Origin of the sequence: Bacillus sp. EKM208B (assembly GCF_011800725.1) — a bacterium.
Lineage (GTDB): Bacteria > Bacillota > Bacilli > Bacillales > Bacillaceae > Bacillus > Bacillus velezensis.
In genome coordinates this window covers 113,300-131,838 of record NZ_JAANHO010000008.1, presented here as the reverse complement: position 1 = coordinate 131,838, position 18,539 = coordinate 113,300, and the positions used below count along the sequence as shown (strand labels likewise).

Here is an 18,539-nt window from a genome sequence, read left to right as displayed (position 1 = left end):
GGGAAATGAAGAGTGAGTTAGGTTCAACAGGTGCACCTTCTGCTTCATTATTTCACATATATCAGAGCTGTTAAGAGGAGGAAGCGAAGTGGCAAACAAAGAATTAAAGAGAGGCTTAGGCGCGCGTCATATACAGATGATTGCGCTGGGCGGCACGATCGGTGTCGGTTTATTCATGGGGTCATCCAGCACGATCGGATGGACCGGGCCGTCTGTCCTGCTGGCTTATGCGATCTCAGGTATCTTTATCTTTTTTATCATGCGTGCGATGGGCGAAATGCTCTATGTAGAGCCGAGTACAGGGTCGTTTGCGACATTCGGCCATAAGTATATACATCCGTTAGCCGGCTATATGACGGCGTGGAGCAACTGGTTTCAATGGGTGATCGTCGGGATGTCTGAAATTATCGCCGTCGGTTCGTATATGAAATATTGGTTTCCTGATCTGCCGGCATGGATTCCCGGCATTATCGCCATGGCCATTCTCGGTGCGGCGAATTTAATTTCGGTAAAATCTTTCGGTGAGTTTGAATTTTGGTTTGCCATGATCAAAATCGTCACCATTATTCTGATGATTGTGGCCGGAATCGGGATTATTTTCTTCGGTTTCGGTAACGGAGGGCATGCGATCGGATTATCTAATTTATGGTCGCACGGCGGTTTCTTTACAAATGGTTTTTCAGGATTTTTCTTTGCTTTGTCTTTGGTCGTTGCGGCCTATCAAGGGGTCGAGCTGATCGGGATTACGGCAGGAGAAGCGAAGGACCCGCAAAAAACGCTGCGAAGCGCGATTCAGAGTATTATTTGGCGGATTTTAATTTTCTACATCGGTGCGATTTTCGTCATCGTTACCGTATATCCGTGGAATGAGCTTCACTCACTCGGCAGTCCGTTTGTTTCGACATTTGCGAAAGTCGGGATTACGGCGGCGGCCGGTTTGATTAACTTTGTTGTGATTACCGCTGCGATGTCCGGATGCAACAGCGGGATATTCAGTGCGGGACGCATGCTTTATACATTGGGCGTGAACGGACAGGCCCCGAAATTCTTTAAGAAAGTTTCTTCGAGCGGTGTGCCGATATTCGGTACGCTTGCGGTATTAATCGGACTTGTGATCGGTGTCGTGCTGAACTACATCGCGCCTCCGAAAGTTTTTGTCTATGTGTACAGCGCGAGTGTGCTACCGGGAATGATTCCGTGGTTCGTCATTTTAATCAGCCATCTCGGTTTCAGAAGAGCGAAGGGCGCTGAGCTTGATAAGCATCCGTTTAAAATGCCTTTTGCGCCGTTTACAAACTATTTGACGATCGCTTTCTTACTCATGGTATTGATCGGCATGTGGTTTAACAAAGATACGCGGATTTCTTTGGTTGTCGGGGTGATTTTCCTGGCGATTGTGACGGTCAGCTATTATGCGTTCGGTATCGGCAAGCGCGTGCCTGGTGAAAAATCGAAAATAGAAGACGCTGTATAATTCAAAAAGACACCTCTCTTACAGGGGTGTCTTTTTCGGCTTGTCCGCGAGTGGTATACTGGTTAAAAAAAGCAGAACCGGGGGAAACATCGATGAGTCATTACCGTACGTTATTATTTGATATAGACAATACGCTGCTGGATTTTACCGCTTCAGAAACCGATGCTCTTCAAAAATTGTTTCAAGGTTCAAAGCTGGAGCTGACGGCAGAGGTGGAAGCCCGTTATAAAGCGTTAAATCAGGGGCTGTGGAAAGCGTTTGAAGAGGGGGAAATGACCCGCGATGAAGTGGTGAATACACGGTTTGCCCTTTTGTTTAAAGAATACGGCCTCGAAGCCGACGGCGTGCTGTTGAATCAGGCGTACCGCCAATACTTAGAAGAAGGGCACCAGATGATAGACGGAGCTTATGAGCTGATTGAACGGCTGAGTCCTTTATTTGATTTATACATCGTGACGAACGGCGTCTCAAGATCACAATATAAGCGGCTGGGCGACTCCGGTCTGTATCCGTTCTTTAAAGATGTGTTTGTATCTGAGGACACGGGTTTTCAAAAGCCGATGAAGGAATACTTTGATTACGTGTTTGCGAGAATTCCCGGTTTTTCTGCCGAGGGCGGACTTATTATCGGCGATTCACTGAGCGCGGACATAAAAGGCGGTCAGATGGCGGGAATTGATACGTGCTGGTTTAATCCCGGAAAGAAAGCAAATGAGTCCGGAATCATCCCGACATACGAGATTCATTCGCTTGATGAGCTGTATGATGTGCTGAACGTGGAGCGGAAAGCCGCCGCTCATTTGTAAGGAGAATACGATGAAGATTGCACATACGAAGTTACTGATCAGGGGTTTTGCATTACTATCAATCTTTCATGCGATTCTTCAGCTTCCTCCCGGCCGGGGGGAGCTGAAGGTTTTTTTGTCTGTGCTCGTGATGATGCTGACGGCTAATGACTGCCTGCGGCCGCTGTATATGAAGAGAAGACCGGCTATATATCAAGGCTCTTTTCTCCTGAGCAGCGTTATCGCGGGAGTTCTTTTGTACAATGTCTATAGTGTGGGGACACAGGCCGTAATGGTGCTTTTATTGGCGGAGGTGCTTATTACTGATAAGCAGATTTCGGCTGTTTTGTTAACGATGAATGCCGCCGCATTTGCCGCAGCTTTATACGCCGGCGGAGCGGGTGTCAGTGATATCGTGCCGCCATACTTCATCATGTTTGCGGTGATTTATTTATATCGGAAAAACCTGCAGGAGAAGTCGAAGGTTGAATTGCTGAACCGAGAGCTGAAGATCGCTAATGATACACTGAAGGAATATTCAGACCGGATTGAGGAACTGGCCGTTACGAAAGAAAGAACAAGAATTGCGCAGGAGCTGCATGATTCTCTCGGTCATTATCTGGCTGCTCTGAAAATGAATTTGGAATTTGCCGGGAAGACAGCCGGGCATCAGCCGGACAAAGTGAAGCAGATCATTCATAAGGCGCATGATCTTACGAAAGAATCCATTTTAAAGCTTCGCCAGGCCGTTATGCTGCTGCAGGGCTCTTTGCCGGGGCGGGGATTTGAGCAAGAGCTTCGTGACATTTTCAGCCATTTTCAAGAGGTGGGAGGCATACGCTTCGAGCTGGAGATGGATGCGGCCATAGAAGCGGAACAGCCGGATGTGAAGCATTGTCTTTATCAATCCGTTCAGGAAACGATTACGAATGCGATAAAGCATGGACATGCTTCATATGTTTCTGTCCGGATTCAAAAAAACCGAAACATGATATTGGCGCATATTCATAATAACGGCTCAGCCTGCGGAACGATCATAAAATCAAATGGTCTGAAAGGAATTGAGAAAAGAGCAGCCGCACTTGGCGGAGAGGCTGTTTTCTCGTCTGGGAAGGAAACAGGTTTTGACGTGAAAATAAGGATTCCATGCAAGGAGGAATAATCAAGTGAATGTCATGATCGCAGACGACCAGTCCATTGTGAGAGAGGGGCTGAAAATGATTCTGAGTCTTCACGAAGGAATTCAAATATCGGGAGAGGCTTCTTGCGGCGAAGAGGTTCTCCGGATGCTTTCTCAATCCGAAACCGATGTGATTTTGATGGATATCAGAATGCCCGGTATGGACGGAATCGAAACGACAAAAGCGGTAAAAGCGCGATATCCGTCCGTAAAAGTCATCATTCTGACAACGTTTGAAGATGATCACTATATTTTTGCCGGGCTGAAAAGCGGAGCCGACGGCTATCTCTTGAAGGATGCTGATTCAGATGAAATTATCGCCTCCCTTCAAGCCGTTTATGAAGGGAAGATGATGCTGAATCCCAAAATCACGGTTTCCGTCGTAAAAGCGCTGAACAATATGGAGATCCCTGCGTTGCAGGAAGAGCCGCAGTCAAAGCTGACGGAGATTCTCACGCCGAGAGAGCTTGATGTGGCGAAACACATTATGGAAGGCAAAAGCAATAAACGCATTGCCGCAGACTTATTTCTGACTGAAGGCACTGTGAAAAACTATGTATCCAGAATCCTCGATAAACTTGAAGTGTCAAACAGAACCGAGCTTACTTTATATTTGCAAAAATTGCTATAACCCCGCTTCACCCTCCTCTCTCCCTTTTTATCACTAAACATATGACGAAAGTAATATCCATATCGAGTACGAAAGTGAATAGAAAACAAGGATTGCCGAGAGTAGAATAAGTGCAGACATGACACAAGGAGTGCTGCACGAATGCTCGAATTAACGGATTTGACAAAGAAGTACGGCGATTTTACCGCTGTCAATCATATATCACTGCGCGTCGAAAAAGGCGAGATATTCGGTCTGCTGGGACCAAACGGCGCCGGTAAATCAACAACGGTGTCGATGATCAGCACCGTGCTCCCGCCGACGGGCGGAACAATCTGCATTGACGGAACCTCATTACACGAACAGTCTGCGGCCATAAAAAAAGTGATGGGAGTCGTCCCGCAGGAAATCGCTTTATATCAAGCGTTAAGCGCAAAGGATAATTTGGCTTTTTTTGGGAGTTTGTACGGACTTTCCGGTAAGGAACTTTGTAAACGGGTTGATGAAGTGCTGGACATCATCGAATTAAAGGAACAGCGAAACCAAAGGGTATCTGAGTTTTCAGGCGGCATGAAAAGACGGGTGAATATCGGAGCCGCGCTAATGAATGAACCGAAACTATTCATTTTAGATGAACCGACCGTCGGAATTGATCCGCAATCCAGACATCATATTCTTCAAACCGTGAAGACGTTAAATCAAGAAAAAGGGATGACCGTCATCTACACGAGTCATTACATGGAAGAGGTCGAATACCTCTGTGAAAAAGCGGCGATCATGGATCACGGCTCAATCATTGCCTGCGGGACGAAAGACGAATTGAAGCAGTCAGCCAAAGCCTCTGATACCTTGATCGTGAATGCAGAGGGGCTGAATGATGATGCCGTTAAAAAAATCCGCCGCATTCCCGGTGTTGCCGAGGCTGCTGTCAGCCAGCAGACCATTACGATGCTCGTCTCTGCGGCAGATCGCAATATCCTTGATATTGCGGATGATATCAGGAAAACCGGTATCACCATTAAGGGCATTCATTTCGAGGAAGCCAATCTGGAAAGCATTTTCCTCCGGCTCACCGGCAAAACGCTGCGGGATTCATAGGGGGCGTCATGAAAATATTATTCAGGCTGATCTTATTAGATTTTCGGTTATTGGCCGGAGCAAAGTCTTTCTATATAAAACTGATTCTGTTTCCGGCACTGATGATTTTTATTTTAGGAACGGTTTTTCACGGCGATTCGAAAGTGAAGCCATTTCAGACCGCGTTTTATAATGCGGATCACGCGGAGAGTTCTTTAGGCGACGTATTAAAAAATGACGTGCTGAAACAAACTGATCTCATCCGTGTAAAAGACATAGGCAGTTACCAAGAAGGGAAACAGCTTGTCGAAAGCGGCAAAGTCTCCGTTTTTGTATACGTGCCGAAAGGCTTTGCAAAAGCGGCAGAACACAATGAAAAAACAAGTATCAAAGTCATCTCGGACCAACAAGGCTCTGTAAACGGAGACATTGTGGAAATGATGGCTGATTCGTTTGTCACCAGAGTAAAAGCGGAGATCAGTGAAGAAAAAGCGGTGCTGAAGAAGTCGGAACATCTGTCAAAGGGAGATGCCAGCAAAATCATCAGCGGCCTTTCGGGTGAACGTGAACAGGCTGTCACCATTCCGAAACAGTCGGCCGGCAATCACGCGGCCCCGATTGATGCGATGCAGTATTATTCAATCGCAATGGTCGTCATGTTCTCCATTATGACCGCGTTTGCGCTCATTCACGGGATAGTGGAAGAGAGACAGCAGCACACGTTATTCAGAATCAAATCAATGCCTGTTTTACGTATCCAGTATGTGGCGGGTAAGCTTTTGGGAATCATGCTTGCCATCCTTATGCAAATGGCTGCCGTCATCATCGCAAGCAGCATCTTGTATCAGGTAAAATGGGGCAATTTGTTTGAAATATTGCTGGTTACGATTGTTTATTCATTTGCGATCGGCAGTATCGTGCTTCTTTGGGGGGTTGCTGCAAAAAACCACGAGACCGTCTCAAGCATGGCGGCTCCCATTTTATACGGATTCAGTTTTTTAGGCGGAAGCTTTATCGCAAAAGACGGCTTGCCTGACAGTTTGAAAATCGTGCAGGAGCTGATACCGAACGGCAAAGCGATCAACAGCTATGTCAGTGTCACGCAGCATGCCGGTCTGAGCGGTATTCTGGCGGATTTGGCAGAGCTTGCCGCCATCGGCGCCGTGTTTTTATGTTTGACCATCTGGGTGTTTAAACGGAAGGAGGCTGTTTCATGACGCAGCTGTTATTCATGATCAGACATCAGCTGAAACTGATGCTGCAAAATCGGGCTGCCATCTTTGCGACGATTTCCGCCCCGCTCCTTCTCACATATTTCTTTTCCTTTTCTGCGGATGGCAGTCAGCAGAAGGAAGTATATGTAGCTGATAAGGATCAGAGCGCCTATTCAGCGCAATTTATGAAAATGATTCAGACAGCCGGCCATATAAAAGTCACGAAGGTCACGGAGGACGTATTAAAAACAAAGGTTAATCATCAGGATATTTCCTTCGGATTGCTGATCGGCTCTCATTTTGAAGAAAAATTATTTTCCGGAGATGAATTGAACGTTTCATTTATTCAGAATGAAGAAAAGGGTGATGCTGTTTTGACAGAGCAGCTGATTGCGCAGCAGGCGGGCGCGCTGAAAAAAATAGTCCACGATGCAAAAGTGATATCCCGCACGCTGCACACCGACGGGAAGCAGGCGGCAGCTGATCTCTTGAAGGATATTCAGGATCATTCCGCCGTCAATGTTGACCGCCATCACGTTTATGAAGGCGGACAGGCAGCCGACAGGCTTATCGGATTTTTAGTGATGTTTATCTGGTTCGTTGCAGTCCAAAGCCTGCGATCATTTATAGATGAACAAGAAAATCATACATATGACAGATTGCTGAGCACGCCCGTTTCCTATACGGCATATGCAATCTCTAAGTTTGCGGCGGCGTATCTTTTCGGACTTCTCCATATTATCGTGATCCTCGCTGCCGGAACATTCATGCTGCATATCCGTTTTGCTGATCATGTTTTTGCTGCGGGAGCGGTGCTTGCGGCCTGCTCGTTTGCGCTGACTGCTGTAACGATGGCCGTGATACCGTTCATGAAGAGCCAAAAGCAATTCACGTCGCTTGCTTCCGTTTTTATAGCTGTCACGGGTTTATTGGGAGGGGCTTTCTTCACTTTAGACGCGGCTCCGGAGTACATGCGGATGCTGTCGTTGTTTACTCCTGAAAAATGGGCGATCGGCTCATTTCAAAACAATGGCGGAGGCAGCATGCAGATCGTGCCGCTGAGCCTGTTTCTTGCTGCCGGTGCAGCGTCATTAGTCTTATCACTTTATATGATAAACCGTCATATGAAAAAAAACGGTTAGAAGGGTGGCTGCTTTGTATATGGCAGAAATGATCGGAATCATAGAATTGCTCGCGGGAGCCGCAATGAACGTATGGATCGGGAGGCTCGGAAAAACCTTTTTCGGTAAAGATGACAGAAGTTCGAGAGTCGTGTTAAGAATCTGCGGCATCTTTCTCATGATCAACGGCGTTTCAAGAGCGTTTCATATCTAGTTCACAAAGTGTTCCGGACTCTTTTATAAAATGTAATCTTTTTCCTTGTAAATCGTGTAAAATAGTATAGGATTCTACGAAAAGAATAAGAGGGGGAAAAAACATGAAAAAGAGACTCATTACGCTATTCGCGGCGGCCGCCGCTGTTTTGTTGCTTGTGAGCGGGTTGTGGGCTCCATCAGCGTCTGCGGCGCCGGCTCCTGCTTTAACACAAATCCGTATTATCGGTGTGACGTCTGACGGTCAGAGTTACCAATGGGAAAATATCGGGCCGAACCAAATCAGCGCATCAAAACCGATGAAGGGTACAACGGGTTATTTAGCCGTATATTTCCAAGGGTATCCGAACAATAACACGATCCAGGCGTTTAACAACGGAACGAATATTACAAATCTTACGTCAAAAGCGCTGGAAGATGAATATACGAAAAACGGCAATATCGTTACAGGCTATATTAAATATTACAGTGTTCCTCTTTCTTATGTCAGTTCAGGAACGTTCTCTTTCTCCGCAACGGGGCTGAACGGGCCGTACACACCGTTAAGCAGCGGATTTTTCTCCATTCAGGTACAGAGTTAAAACAGCCGCCCGGTGCTTTCATGTATAGTTTTTCTCTCTTTCCGGGAAGCTATTCCTAAAGAAAAGGGAGGGCTTACATGATGGACAGGACACTCGGATATTTGCGCGAGTCGCTTTCGAACCACTTGGAGCATGATGTGTGCCGAGGGATTTATAAAAAGCTTCAGGTGAAGCATTATGAAAATGAGGGCGAGTTTGTGAAAGATCTAAATGATTTGGAAATGGATGCGCTGAATCAGGTGCTTGAAAAGGAAATCAAATATGCTGAGAACGAGCAGGATGAGAAGCGCACGATGGAATTGAATGAAGTATATGAGCTCCTGTTTTAAAAAGCCTCCCGGCGGTCGGGAGGCTTTTTATTGTTTCGGAAACAGTTTACAGAATCATCCAACCCTTTGTATAATGGATAGTTGTGAAAAAAACAGACGGAGGAGAAACATGAACGAAATAAAAAAACAGACGGTTCTTGAGTTATCATCGGTTGAAAAAGCTTTGGTTTTTCTGGTGCCGCCATTATTGGGGCTGGTCATCGGATGGTTTCTGCCGGTCATTGCGAAGTGGGCCGTAACATTGGATTGGCTGCCTGTTATCGGGCCGCTGGAAATGATCGCTTCTTTTCACGGATGGAAGGCTGCGGCTGTCATCGCCGTTATCGGCTTAATCGGGGGAATGTGGCTGACGCGGACTGTTTTTAAAGAATGTCTTACGGCGGTCGTGACGGACAGCGAGGTGTCCTTAACCATATATAATGAAGAAAGCGTGTTTTCGAAAGACAGCATTTCCGGTGTGTTTACGGATGAGAAGTATCTTGTCTTATTAGGCACTGAAGGACAGGAGCTTTTTCGGGAGAAGCTTGAGCCGGCGGTTGAAAAAGCGGCTGATGCGTTTCGCGCGCATGGGTATGTCTGGCTGGGGACGGAAGATCCTTTTAAAGAAGAATACAAACGGTGGGTGCCGGACACGCCGGATTTGGAGCCGGGGGCAAATGCTCTTTTAAAAGCGAGAGAAAAGGCGCTGAAAGAGGAGGAAAAGGCTGATGCGAAAGAGCTGAAAGCGGAAATATCCAAACTGGGCATTACTGTGCGGGAGAAAGGATCGCGCCAATATTGGCGGACCTATAAAACGCCGTCTGCATAAAAAAGCTGCCGCCGTTTGATACGGCCGGGCAGCCCGGGAACAGATTATTTCTTCTTGTCATCATAATATTGAACCGGGTACATGGAGCCTTCGGATACCATTTTGTTATCTTCAATATCTTCGGGATGCGGGTTGCCTGCTTTGTTGACGGGGAATGATTCAATATCCTGCTTCCCGGAGAGCGATGTTTTCATATTGCGGATAAAGTTCATCACCTTTTGGCGGTTTGATTTATCTTTGAGCAGGTAGGAAGTCACTCCGACAGTCGACACGGCAAGTCCTGAAATGAGCAGTTTTTGTTTCACGATAAAAACTCCTTTCTATTTCTGGCTTGCAGTAGTTATTCCCGCTTAACGGCTGTTTAAACATCTGAAGGGTAATTTTGGCTTTCCGCTTTAATGCGATAAAGATTGACAAATCTATTTTCAGAATAATATTATAAATATATGATAGCGCTGGAGTCATATTTTAATTGAAAGGTGTTAACTTTATGAATCAATTACATCGCAGAATGGGAACGTTTGCACTCATGATGGTCGGACTTGGGTCGATGATTGGCTCCGGCTGGTTATTCGGGGCGTGGCGGGCGGCTCAGATTGCGGGACCTGCCGCAATTATTTCCTGGATTATCGGTATGATCGTTATTTTGTTTATCGCACTTTCTTACAGTGAATTGGGTTCAATGTTCCCGGAAGCCGGGGGAATGGTAAAATATACTCAATATTCTCACGGATCATTTATTGGATTTATCGCAGGATGGGCAAACTGGATTGCGATTGTTTCCGTTATTCCGGTGGAAGCGGTTGCGTCTGTTCAATATATGAGCTCATGGCCGTGGGAATGGGCAAAATGGACAAGCAATCTCGTTCACAACGGCACTCTTACGGGAGAGGGGCTCGGCTTCGCATCCGTATTACTGATTATTTACTTTTTACTGAATTTTTGGACAGTTAACTTATTTTCAAAAGCGAATTCATTGATTACCATATTTAAAATCATTATTCCGGGGCTGACAATCGGAGCGCTGCTGTTTACCGGTTTTCACGGCGGAAACTTCACATCCGGTTCAAGCATTGCGCCGAACGGCTGGGCAAGCGTGCTGACGGCGGTGGCCACATCAGGTATCGTATTTGCGTTTAACGGGTTTCAAAGCCCGATTAACATGGCCGGCGAAGCAAAAAATCCCGGCAAATCGATTCCGATTGCGGTTGTCGGTTCGCTGCTGGTCGCAACCGTCATTTACGTCCTATTGCAAATCGCATTTATCGGGGCGGTTGAACCTTCCATGATCGTTCACGGCTGGAGTCACCTGAACTTCAACTCTCCATTTGCCGATTTGGCGATCGCATTGAATATCAACTGGCTTGTCATTATTCTTTATGCGGACGCGTTCGTATCTCCGTCAGGAACGGGTATCACTTATACCGCTACGACGTCCCGCATGATTTACGGCATGGAAAAAAATAAATATATGCCGAGCATTTTCGGAAAGCTTCATCCGCTGTACGGCGTGCCGCGCCAAGCGATGATTTTCAATCTGATCGTATCGTTTATCTTTTTGTTTTTATTCAGAGGATGGGGCGTGCTTGCTGAAATCATTTCCGTTGCGACGCTGATTTCTTATATCACGGGTCCCGTGACGGTGATGACGCTGCGGCGGACGGCGGCGGATTTGTACCGGCCTCTCCGTCTGAAAGGCCTGAGCGTGGTTGCACCGCTCGGCTTCGTGTTCGCGTCTCTCGTGCTGTATTGGGCGCGCTGGCCGTTAACAGGGCAGGTGCTGTTTATCATTTTGATCGGCCTTCCGATTTATTTCTACTACCAAGCGAAAGCGAAGTGGAAAGGATTCCGCAGAAACTTTAAAGGCGGCGTCTGGATGGTTGTCTATCTGCTCAGCATGATGGTCATTTCATGGCTCGGAAGTGAAAAATTCGGCGGTCTGAACATCATTCCGTACGGCTGGGATATGGGGCTGATCGCAATCGTTGCCCTTGCCTTCTATGCGTGGGCGCTGAAGAGCGGATTCAAGACTGAGTATTTGAAAGACGCCAAAGCAATCAACGATCAATTAAAAGGCGGACAGGCGGAAGCCGCTGCCGGAAAAGAATAAGTTATAAAAAGTTGAAGTTTTTGAGAGTCTGGGCCTGTAAGCGCAGGACAAAGGCACCTTTAAGTTGAAAAGCAGGTATCATACCTGAAAACGACTTAGAGGTGTTTTTTTATGGGTAAAATTAAAAATCCGCAAAGTATCGTATTTAGGATTAAATGAAGTGAGCTTTCCAAATTCAAAGAGAAATGAATCAAAGCATTTGTTAGGGATCTTATGGAAAATTCGATTTAATTATTGGAAATATTCCATCTTATTATCTAGATTACGGTGGCTAGGTTTAAAAACACATTAAAATTTTTAACCCATATTTATAAAAGAAAGAAATTATGGTAAACTTTTAAAATTGGATTCGAATAATTCTGGACTTGTTTTTATATAGGAAACAATAATTAAGGAGAAAAAAGATGATATTTACTGTAGCTATTCCGGTTTATAATGATCAAAACACAATTAGAGATTGTCTCGATAGCGTAGTGAACCAAACAGTTGGAGAGGACAAACTTGAAATTATCTGTGTAAATGATGGTTCAACTGATAAAAGCGGTAATATTTTAGATGAATACATGAGCAAGTACAAGTTTATTAAAGTAATTCATCAGCAGAATAGCGGCGCACCTGGCAGACCGAGGAACAAAGCTATAGAAGCAGCAACAGGTGATTATATTTATTTTCTAGACGGAGATGATTATTTAGGACCTGAAGCTTTAGAAAAGATGGAAGAAAAAATAGTTCAGTATCAAAGTGATATAATTATCGGCCGTTATGAAGGAATTAATAGAGGTGTTCCTGTGGCTGTATTTAAAAAGAATCCAGATTGTTTTTCCTTCCCTGGTTCCAATGCTCTTTTTACGATGAGTGCTCAAAAGCTATTTAAACGGGAGTTATTAATTAAACATAATATTCGTTTTCCGGAACACTTCTCTCTAGGAGAAGATCAACCGTTTATGATTCAAGCGTATGCATATTCAAATTCCATAGCCCTTGTTAAAGATTACCCATGTTATTATTTGACCAATCATCAAACAATAGGAAGGGTTCAACTTACTAAGAAACCATTATCAGGTAAAAGTTTTATGTTCAGAATCGAAGAAACATTGGCATCTATTGAATTACTGAACCTTGAAACAGATAAAAAACGGCTGATTTTCTTTCATTACTGGGAAAGGATTATGGAAGTGGAGTTAAGCGCTCTGATTTCAAAGTCTTTTCTAATTGAAGATAAAATCTATATTTTTAATACATTAAAGAAAATGCTTGACAAGTACCAATACTTAGATTACTACCAGCAGTTTTCTTCCCGCCATAAACTCTTATTACGTTTAATTGAGAAAGGACAATTGGAGGATTTAATTGCTTTCTGGTACGCTGAAAAACAACCTGGTAACATGGTAGTACAACATGGGAAGGTCTATCCAAAACCAGAATTAGCATACAATTTGGCCTTGCATGAGTCCATTTCCTTTCATCGTAATAATAAATTTGAAGGAGAAATAACAAAAATAGAGAAATTAGAGAATGCCGTTTTGTTAGAGGGTTTTTGTTATCATTCACATGTTGACTCCTCAAATGAGCGTTTATTTATCGAAGTCTCTTTGAGAGAACAAAAAGATAAAACAATTTCATTTCCAGCTTATAGAAGCCTTTTTGAAAAAAAATATCCTTTTGAAATAGATACGCAAATTATAAAAAAAGAAAAAGTTACTTATTTTTATGCATATATTTCTATAGAATCTTTACTCCATTTAAATAGCGAAGATGGTATATTAGATTTAAGATTAATTAGTAAGATAGAAGATTATACGAAATCATTGAGATTAAAATCGAAAGAAAGCGTTTATTTAAAAAATGCTTCTTATATTGCAAAAGGATGTAAAGAACCTATCGTTATAAACTCGTATCTAACTAAATGGGGTAATCTTTCTCTTGTTGTTAAACATCAAATGTTACATTTTAAAAACTTTGTGTTAACCTGCAGCGGTTCTAGGATTAAAGGACATTTTGATTGTGAAACAGATTTAAGTTTTGAAGAACAGAATTCTTTCCAGGTGAATTTTGGAAGGTTTCTTGTGTTTAAACCTGATGTGGTACTTAAAGATTCTACCCGAAAAAAAATGTCATATGACTTTAGTTTTGAAGTAACTAAGCAGGAGTTAAAACAAATTAGGCTAAAAAAGAATGCAGAAGTGATTATTGGTCATTTGCAACAAAGTGTTCCTGTTATTTATAAGGGCAAATCTATTAAAGCAAAAGTTAAGAATATACTAAGACCCTTATTTAAAGGGAGAAATATTTAAAATTAATATTATAAAACTGCACGCGATATACGTGCAGTTTTTGTTTTGAAATCTTTAGATTCGTAAACCTATTGATCCCTATTAGATTTAACAAAATTAAATATATCCGCATAGTTGGTAAACACACCGGTTACGCCCCAATTCAGCAGACGGCGCATGTCCGCTTCGCTGTTTACGGTATAAGGATGAAGCAGAAGGCCGTGGCTGTCAGGAGACAAAAGGTTTCCTTTTCCCGCTGCCGATACAGACGTGACGATGAGTGACAATAAACTGAATGAAAGCAATACTAAAGCAAACAACTTATGTTTCCGCATGTTTCTTCCACCCTATCAATAACTGTCTTCCATACTAAACAATGAATGTAAAGATATGTTGGGCAACTATTAATCCTTTTATGTATTTCCTTCTTCTCCATGCTCATTCTTTTTCCTGTACTTCAAGTCAAAGTTTTAGAGACAAAACAAATAATTAACCATAGAGAAAATACAGTACGTAAGTCGTGTTTGAAATAATTGTATAATAAATTAAAATATAGAAAAATGAACAAATAGTCGATGGTAATAAGTATGAAAAAGCGAAAATTTTTTGTAACATTCTGCATCGTCACTCCCTAAGTTTATTTAGGGAGTCATTATTATTTTAAGGAGTGAGATTATATTTGAACAAAATTAAGTGGTTAATTATAATTGCGGTCATAGTATTAATAGGTATATTTATATGTATCGGAACTTTTAAATATACTAATACAGTTTCTGATGTTAAACAAACTGAAACAGAAAAAGAAAAGAATTTCTTGAATGATAAAATTGCAGCTATATATTATTCAGCTACAATAGATTACCCTAAAGATGGGAGTTATACTGTATATATTGATGAAACAGGAAAAGCAACAGCTGTAAAAGGAGATGCTATTGAAGTTGGAACCATTGCACAAGATGAAAAAAACATAGTTAGACAGGACAAAAAAGAAGTTTATATGATGGGCGATAACTTCAAAAAATTCCCGATGCAACATCAAGTACATACAAGTTATGGGCAGTCATCGGGTCATTTAATAAAAGGGAATATCTTTTATTTTTTGAATAATCAAGAAGTCGGTAAAAACCATTATAATAGCTTAATCAGATGGGGTAACAGCAATGGATTTCATGAAAAAATTATTCCGGGTTTCTATACAAGTACCGGTAATGACGGTGAATATATTTACGTGATAAATGAAGATTCTTCAATCAAAACACCGACTTTCCAGGATGTTAAAATAGATAAAGACAAAGTTACAGTAGGGAAAGGAACAACAATTCCTATATTGAATGAAGAAAATTGGAGTGTTTATTCACAGATAATAGTTAAAAAAAGCTCAGCCTTCTTTATACTATATAACCAAACGGATAAATCAAACAAAGTACAATTCAAAGTAGCAGAAATAGATTTAAAGCATAATAAGTTTAAAGGGGCATATCCTTTAGGCAGTTATAATATCCCTGATGAAATTTCTCAACTGGCAATTCCTCTTTCCACTAATAACTTTTTTGTAAAAAATGACACTTTATATCATTTGGCAGCTAATTCAATACTTTATACTTTTGATCTGAAAAGTATGAAGCCGAAGAAAAAACTCCCATTACATAGATCAACAAAATTTGAAAACCAAGCAAAATTCACTTATTTTGATGAGTCTGAAATTTTCTTGTTAGAAATAAGCAAGGGTGGGAAATATGTGATTAATTCTTACTCTTATAAAAACGGAAAAAAATTAAAATCTACTCCTATCAGAGGACTTGAAAAAATTATTAACAATACCCATGTTTCTGAATATGACTTTTTTATGATTAAGAAAAACAAAGAAGTATGGGGTAATTAATATAATGGCTAGACAGCTGAGTGAGTATACTTAAGGGGAAATTAAATTCACAAAGGAGAATAATAATGGATGAGCTAGATCTTGCTTTTGGTATTTTACCACTTTCTATTATCGTCTTATCGATCATATTCACTTATATTTTCAAAAAAGTGTATATAATGCCGCTTGTCAGTATAGTTGTTTCTGTCATACTAATGTTTACTGTTTTTAATCTATCTTTCTGGGGATGGGTTGTTGTCTATGGTTTAGTATCACTTATATTATCGTCTATTACAAATAGTATAAGAAAGAAAATAGATAATAGAAATAAATAATTATATCCTTTTGTTTGTAAGGTATCATAGGTAATTCACAATTACAGTGATACCTTTAATTAATATAAAGGTGAATGTAAGCTTGAATAATATGCTCCGCCCGCTACATAACCCATGCTGGCGTTTGCATTATCGGGCGAAAAAACATGGGTTCGGCATCATCTCCGAACCCATGCTGGCTTTATGATTTGTATTCTTTTTTAACCTTTTGGAATATATCCGCATAGTTGGTAAACACACCGGTTACGCCCCAATTCAGCAGACGGCGCATGTCCGCCTCGCTGTTCACGGTATAAGGGTGAAGCAGAAGGCCATGGCTGCGAATGTTTCGGACATTTTGAGCGTTCAGCGCTTTGTAATCCGGTCCGATTCCGACGGCATATGTTTTAATGTCCGTTAAATCTGCGTCAGTCATTGACGTCATCTGTTCCGCTTCAAGCAATTGGACGGCGGGAAGTTTCGGATCGAGCTGTTTGATTTTCAGAAGGCTGTCCCTGCTGAAAGACTGAATGATAACTTGTCCAAGTTTCGCATGCTTACCTGCCAATTTGTATTTTTTCAGTGAAGCGATCAGTTTTTCTTCCATACCCGGATATGTTTCGGGCGCCTTTGTTTCAATATAATAGTTTGCATGTCTGCCGAACCGTTTTAACACGTCATCAAGTGTGGGAACGCGAAGTCCGGCGTATTGCGGTTTTGCTTTTTCCGGATAGGCCTTATTGAACCAAGAGCCGGCGTCGAGCTTTTGAATCTCGGCTAATGTATGATCCTTCACCCAGCCTTGTCCGTTTGTGGTGCGGTCCAATTTTTCATCATGCATGACGATCAGCTTGCCGTCTTTTGTCATTTGTAAATCCAGCTCAATATAGTCAGCCTTCATTTTTTGCGCAGTTTCATAAGAAAGGATCGTGTGCTCCGGGACATACCCCGAAGCACCGCGATGGGCAATGGTCAAAATTCTGTCAGGAGACAAGAGGTTTCCTTTTCCCGCCGCCGATACAGGCGTGACGATGAATGACAATAAACCGAATGAAAGCAATACCAAAGCAAACAATTTATGTTTCCGCATGTTTTCTTCCCCCTTAAAAATCAATATCTGTCTCTAGTGTAGAAAATCGTTGTAAATGCTGTACTGCAAAAATATTAATCTTTTATGTTGTTTTCTTACACATGCTCCGCCCGCTTGCCCGTATTCCACGTCATAGCCAAGAAGACGATGGACAGCACGCATGAGGAGATAAGCATGATAAAGCCGCCGTTCCAGTCAAAGCGGTCTACGACATAACCCATGATGGCGTTGGCGAAAGCAGAGCCTCCGATGTAGCCGAAAAACCCGGTTAAGCCGGCTGCCGTTCCCGCCGCTTTTTTAGGCGCAAGGTCAATGGCCTGAAGCCCGATCAGCATGACAGGTCCATAGATTAAGAAGCCGATGCTGATCAGCGCGATATTATCGATGAGCGGATGACCGGCAGGGTTAAGCCAGTAGACCAATACAGCGATAAATACGCCGGCCATGAACAGTACGCCTGCCGGCGCGCGGCGGCTTTTGAAAAACCGGTCGCTGATCCAGCCGCACAAAATCGTTCCCGGAATTCCCGCATATTCATAAAGGAAATAAGACCATCTGGAATCTTCAGGAGAGAATCCTTTCGCTTCCGTCAAATAAGTCGGCGCCCAGTCAACGACACCGTACCGAACGAAATAAACAAAGACATTGGCAAATGCGATATACCACAGAAATTTATTATTCAGCACGTATTTGAAAAGAATTTCTTTGGTCGTCATCTCTTTTTCCTGGTCTTTGAACGCATGTTTCGGATAGTCATTCCGGTATTCTTCAATCGGCGGAAGCCCGCAGGATTGCGGCGTGTCCCGAACGAGAAGAACAATCACAAATGAAATGACGATGGCGATAATCGCCGGAAAGAAAAACACGCTTTTCCAAGTAACAAACATGGCGATGCCGAGAGTCACGAGCGGGGCGAGAATACCTCCGCCTATGTTATGGGCGACATTCCATATCGACATTTTCGTGCCGCGTTCACTGATGGAAAACCAATGAGCCATCGTTCGTCCGCAAGGCGGCCAGCCCATTCCTTGAAACCATCCGTTAATAAACATAAAAATGAACATAATCGTCACGCTTGACGTGACCCATGGCATGGAAACAAATAAAATGTTTACGACACCTGACAAAAACAGACCTGTCGCAAGGAAATACCTCGGGTTGCAGCGGTCAGACACCATCCCCATAATAAATTTACTGAAGCCGTAAGCGATTGATACGGCCGCAAGCACCAAGCCGAGTTCCCCTTTTGAAAACCCTTGTTCCTGAAAATAAGGAATAGCGAAGGCAAAGTTTTTGCGAAGCAAATAATACCCGGCATACCCGATGAAAATCCCCAAAAATACTTGCAGCCTGAGCCGTTTATAGGCCGCATCCGTCTTTGAATCATCCAATCTCTCAATATGCGGAGCCGGCTTAAACAATTGAAACATCATATCCTCCCCTTTGCTGAACGTCTATCATGATGTATGTATGACTCCTTTCCTTGAAAATGACAAAAA

At 42.9% G+C, this 18,539-nt stretch carries 18 protein-coding genes and 1 pseudogene; 15 read left to right on the top strand and 4 right to left on the bottom strand.

Annotated elements, in window-relative coordinates; translation table 11 throughout:
- Window positions 1-88: 88 nt before the first annotated feature.
- From G9F75_RS15275 to G9F75_RS15225, 11 genes are all read left to right on the top strand, one after another.
- Entirely contained in the window at window positions 89-1,474 is a 1,386-nt protein-coding gene (locus G9F75_RS15275) for an amino acid permease (protein ID WP_014416788.1), read from the top strand.
- A gap of 92 nt (window positions 1,475-1,566) precedes the next feature.
- Complete coding sequence (locus G9F75_RS15270; RefSeq protein WP_021495325.1) at window positions 1,567-2,280, top strand: YjjG family noncanonical pyrimidine nucleotidase; 714 nt, start codon at window positions 1,567-1,569, stop codon at window positions 2,278-2,280.
- Window positions 2,281-2,290: 10 nt separating this feature from the next.
- Window positions 2,291-3,421, top strand: a complete 1,131-nt coding sequence (locus tag G9F75_RS15265; RefSeq protein WP_167409209.1) for a sensor histidine kinase — start codon at window positions 2,291-2,293, stop codon at window positions 3,419-3,421.
- Window positions 3,422-3,425: 4 nt separating this feature from the next.
- Complete coding sequence (locus G9F75_RS15260; RefSeq protein ID WP_167409208.1) at window positions 3,426-4,070, top strand: response regulator; 645 nt, start codon at window positions 3,426-3,428, stop codon at window positions 4,068-4,070.
- 141 nt (window positions 4,071-4,211) lie between these two features.
- Window positions 4,212-5,147, top strand: a complete 936-nt coding sequence (locus tag G9F75_RS15255) for an ABC transporter ATP-binding protein (RefSeq protein WP_100261573.1) — start codon at window positions 4,212-4,214, stop codon at window positions 5,145-5,147.
- An 8-nt stretch (window positions 5,148-5,155) separates the two neighbouring features.
- Window positions 5,156-6,343, top strand: coding sequence for an ABC transporter permease (locus G9F75_RS15250; protein ID WP_022552515.1), 1,188 nt, complete (start codon window positions 5,156-5,158; stop codon window positions 6,341-6,343).
- Window positions 6,340-7,482: an ABC transporter permease gene (locus tag G9F75_RS15245; RefSeq protein WP_022552516.1), complete on the top strand. Its 1,143-nt coding sequence runs from the start codon at window positions 6,340-6,342 to the stop codon at window positions 7,480-7,482. Before G9F75_RS15250 ends, G9F75_RS15245 begins: the two co-directional genes overlap by 4 nt.
- Before the next feature lie 13 nt (window positions 7,483-7,495).
- Complete coding sequence (locus G9F75_RS15240) at window positions 7,496-7,675, top strand: hypothetical protein (RefSeq protein ID WP_011996242.1); 180 nt, start codon at window positions 7,496-7,498, stop codon at window positions 7,673-7,675.
- A gap of 103 nt (window positions 7,676-7,778) precedes the next feature.
- Window positions 7,779-8,255 (top strand): DUF4879 domain-containing protein, encoded by a 477-nt coding sequence (locus G9F75_RS15235; protein ID WP_100261576.1) that lies wholly within the window; start codon window positions 7,779-7,781, stop codon window positions 8,253-8,255.
- Between the two features lie 80 nt (window positions 8,256-8,335).
- The gene (locus G9F75_RS15230) at window positions 8,336-8,584 is read left to right on the top strand and encodes a sigma-G-dependent sporulation-specific acid-soluble spore protein CsgA (RefSeq protein WP_029974790.1); all 249 of its coding nucleotides are present in this window, start codon (window positions 8,336-8,338) and stop codon (window positions 8,582-8,584) included.
- 109 nt (window positions 8,585-8,693) lie between these two features.
- A complete protein-coding gene (locus G9F75_RS15225; RefSeq protein WP_100261577.1) occupies window positions 8,694-9,392 on the top strand; it encodes a YqeB family protein in 699 nt (232 codons plus the stop codon).
- Between the two features lie 44 nt (window positions 9,393-9,436).
- Here G9F75_RS15225 and G9F75_RS15220 read toward each other — a convergent pair whose 3' ends face one another.
- Window positions 9,437-9,697 carry a hypothetical protein gene (locus tag G9F75_RS15220; RefSeq protein WP_003156732.1) on the bottom strand — a complete coding sequence of 87 codons (261 nt, stop codon included), beginning with the start codon at window positions 9,695-9,697 and terminating at the stop codon, window positions 9,437-9,439.
- Between the two features lie 185 nt (window positions 9,698-9,882).
- On the opposite strand from G9F75_RS15220, the gene G9F75_RS15215 reads away from it, so the two are divergent.
- Both G9F75_RS15215 and G9F75_RS15210 read left to right on the top strand, forming a co-directional pair.
- A complete protein-coding gene (locus G9F75_RS15215; protein ID WP_014416799.1) occupies window positions 9,883-11,502 on the top strand; it encodes a glutamate/serine transporter AimA in 1,620 nt (539 codons plus the stop codon).
- A gap of 404 nt (window positions 11,503-11,906) precedes the next feature.
- A complete protein-coding gene (locus G9F75_RS15210; RefSeq protein ID WP_021495317.1) occupies window positions 11,907-13,796 on the top strand; it encodes a glycosyltransferase family 2 protein in 1,890 nt (629 codons plus the stop codon).
- Window positions 13,797-13,864: 68 nt separating this feature from the next.
- Here G9F75_RS15210 and G9F75_RS15205 read toward each other — a convergent pair.
- Window positions 13,865-14,005 (bottom strand): annotated as a pseudogene (locus G9F75_RS15205) (glycerophosphodiester phosphodiesterase family protein); the annotation flags it as partial.
- Window positions 14,006-14,454: 449 nt separating this feature from the next.
- On the opposite strand from G9F75_RS15205, the gene G9F75_RS15200 reads away from it, so the two are divergent.
- Window positions 14,455-15,657 (top strand): hypothetical protein, encoded by a 1,203-nt coding sequence (locus tag G9F75_RS15200; protein WP_021495315.1) that lies wholly within the window; start codon window positions 14,455-14,457, stop codon window positions 15,655-15,657.
- Window positions 15,658-15,722: 65 nt separating this feature from the next.
- A complete protein-coding gene (locus tag G9F75_RS15195; RefSeq protein ID WP_031304552.1) occupies window positions 15,723-15,971 on the top strand; it encodes a DUF2651 family protein in 249 nt (82 codons plus the stop codon).
- 181 nt (window positions 15,972-16,152) lie between these two features.
- Here G9F75_RS15195 and G9F75_RS15190 read toward each other — a convergent pair whose 3' ends face one another.
- Together G9F75_RS15190 and glpT are read right to left on the bottom strand one after the other, a co-directional pair.
- The gene (locus G9F75_RS15190; RefSeq protein ID WP_007408993.1) at window positions 16,153-17,040 is read right to left on the bottom strand and encodes a glycerophosphodiester phosphodiesterase; all 888 of its coding nucleotides are present in this window, start codon (window positions 17,038-17,040) and stop codon (window positions 16,153-16,155) included.
- Between the two features lie 95 nt (window positions 17,041-17,135).
- Window positions 17,136-18,470, bottom strand: a complete 1,335-nt coding sequence (gene glpT, locus G9F75_RS15185; protein WP_003156725.1) for a glycerol-3-phosphate transporter — start codon at window positions 18,468-18,470, stop codon at window positions 17,136-17,138.
- Window positions 18,471-18,539 lie beyond the last annotated feature (69 nt).